The organism is Protofrankia coriariae (genome assembly GCF_001017755.1).
Lineage (GTDB): Bacteria > Actinomycetota > Actinomycetes > Frankiales > Frankiaceae > Protofrankia > Protofrankia coriariae.
This window is the reverse complement of sequence record NZ_JWIO01000041.1, coordinates 14,319-16,615: the sequence shown is the minus strand read 5'-3', so window position 1 is coordinate 16,615 and position 2,297 is coordinate 14,319. Positions and strand designations below refer to the sequence as shown.

General features: G+C 70.2%; 2 protein-coding genes (1 of these 2 only partly in view). Both read right to left on the bottom strand.

All coding sequences use genetic code 11. The annotated features are described in order from the left end of the window. Window positions 1-526: the 5' portion of a NifU family protein gene (locus FrCorBMG51_RS19815; protein WP_047224547.1), read on the bottom strand. It extends 392 nt beyond the left edge of the window; 526 of the gene's 918 nt are visible here — the first part of the coding sequence; it begins with the start codon at window positions 524-526; its stop codon lies beyond the left edge, outside the window. A 41-nt stretch (window positions 527-567) separates the two neighbouring features. Continuing rightward, window positions 568-2,175 carry a nickel-dependent hydrogenase large subunit gene (locus tag FrCorBMG51_RS19810; protein WP_047224546.1) on the bottom strand — a complete coding sequence of 536 codons (1,608 nt, stop codon included), beginning with the start codon at window positions 2,173-2,175 and terminating at the stop codon, window positions 568-570. Window positions 2,176-2,297: the final 122 nt, after the last annotated feature.

Below are 2,297 nucleotides of genomic sequence, written 5' to 3'. Positions count from 1 at the left end.
TCGGGGGCGGGTCACCCGCCAGCATCACCACGCGCGCGATCGACCCGACACCGCCGATCAGAGCCTCCTTGACGACTTCACGCAGTGTGACCCCAGCTAGCGCACGGCTGTTGCAGGTGCCACTGACCCGCAGGAACGCGGTGTCCCCGTCCACCCGGACCAGCTCCGCGTTCCCGCCGTGCGCCCGCAGGTACGGGCGGACCTTCTCCAGCGCGCGCAGCGACTCGGTCACCGGCGTGGGCTGGAGGATCCCGTGCACGGAGAAGAGCAGGCGCACCACGGGATCGTCCGCGAGCTCGAACAGCAGCTCCCGGCCGCGGGGATCCTCGCGCAGCCGGCGGACGATCGCGTTGATCCCGCTGCCGTGCAGAGCCTCGACGGCGTGCCGCAGTTGCTCGGCCCGCCGCCGGGCCGCCGGCTCCAGCTCCCGGACGCCGGTCGCCGCCTCGTCGAGGGCCTCTGACAGCGCCTCGAGGCCGGGGCCGGGTTCGTTCCACGTCGGCCCGGTCGGCCGGGCGTCACTCATCGCTGGGCTCCTTGTCCGTCTCCCCCTGTGTCTCCCCCGGGTCAGACCGCACCGTTGATCACGAACTTGCTGAGTTCCCGGCCGGTCCGCCCGTCGTAGGCGTGCACGGTGCACACCAGGCAGGAGTCGAAGCTGCGGGCCACGTGCCCGAGTTCCACCGGGTCCTCGGCGTCGGCGACCGGTGTGCCGACCAGGGCCTGCTCGATCGGGCCGGGCGTCTGCGAGCCGTCCCGCGGGCCGATGTTCCACGCGGTCGGCGTGACCACCTGGTAGTTCGCGATCTTTCCGTCTTCGATGACGATCCAGTCGGCCAGCGATCCGCGGGCGGCCTCGGTGGCCCCGAAACCACGGCCCTCGGCGGGCTCGGCCGGTTTGGTGTAGAAGCTCTCCCGCAGGTCGAGCTGGTCGAGCCACTGCCGCGTCCACTGGTAGTACTTTGCGGCCTCGTGCATCCGGGCGAGCTGGCGGACCAGCACCGACGGCCCGATCCGGGCGATGATGTCGGTGAACAGCGGGTCGTCGTCCTGGTGGGCGGCGGCGCCGGGGGCGCCGGCGACTATCCGGCGGGCCAGTGGGCCGGCCTCCATCGGGACGTATCCCTGCCCCGACAGGTGGTAGCGCGGCGCTTTCGCCCAGCTGTACTTGCCCTGTTCACGCCCTCGCTGCGGGTCGAGCGGCCGGGTCTCGCCGTCGAACGGGTGGCGGGCCTGCGTCCCCTCGTAGAAGGAGTGGGTGACGTCCTCGCGGATCCACCTCTGGTCGAAGGTGAAGAACTCGCCGTTGGAACAGATCCCCGAGCGGGCGATCAGGGCGGCGTTGCGCCCCTCGATGGTCGGCTCCGCGTAGAGATCGGGGTGGAAGTAGGTGCCGGTGGCCAGGTAGTTGCCGACCCCGCCGCCGTAGGTGTCCAGGCCGATGTCACGGCTGTAGCGGATGAAGAAGCCGCAGTCGCTGTCGTGCTGGGAGTCGTTCTCCTCGACCCAGGCGAGCACATCGTCCCAGGTGCGGTTGGCCAGCCAGCGCTCGACCGAGCAGCCGAGCCAGTACTTCTCCAGCCAGTTGTTCTTCCAGTGTTCCAGGATGGCGATCGACCGGGTGACGTCGGAGAGGGTGGGTGCGCCCATGACACCCCCGGGCACCATGAAGCTGGAGTGCGGCCACTGCCCGCCGAGGATCGCGTACACCTCGGTCGGCTTGCCGGACAGGACGACCCCCGGGGCGTAGCTGGTGCCGGTGTACGGGGCGAACCGCCGGACGGCCTCGTCGTAGAGCGGCGAGCGCGCGTACTTCCTGTTCGTCAGGTCGATCGCGAACAGCGCGTAGAAGTAGCGCGGGATGCTCTGCAACGTCTCGCACGCCTGCGCGATGTTGCGGACCAGCGTGGCGTTGGGCGGTATTCGGGTGCCCCATGCCACGTCCAGGGCGTACGCGGACTTGTACAGGTGGCTGCCACCGCAGATGCCGCAGATGCGTGGGGTCACGATCAGGCCGGCCCGGGGGTCCTTGCCCTGAAGGATGATCTCGAAGCCCCGGAACATCGCCGCCTGGGTCCAGGCGGAGGTCACCATGCCGTCGCTGACCGTCACCCGAACGTCCAGATCCCCCTCGACCCGGCCCATCGGGCTGACGTTGAGATCGACGGTGGTCATCGGTGTCCTTCTTCCAGTCGGCGCGCTTGCGTTCGGCGGCGTCCAGCCGGCGTCGCGTCCACTTCGGCCGGCATGGTTCGGCCCGGCGGTGGACGTTCCAGCCGGCGTGGCTCCCGCCTGTG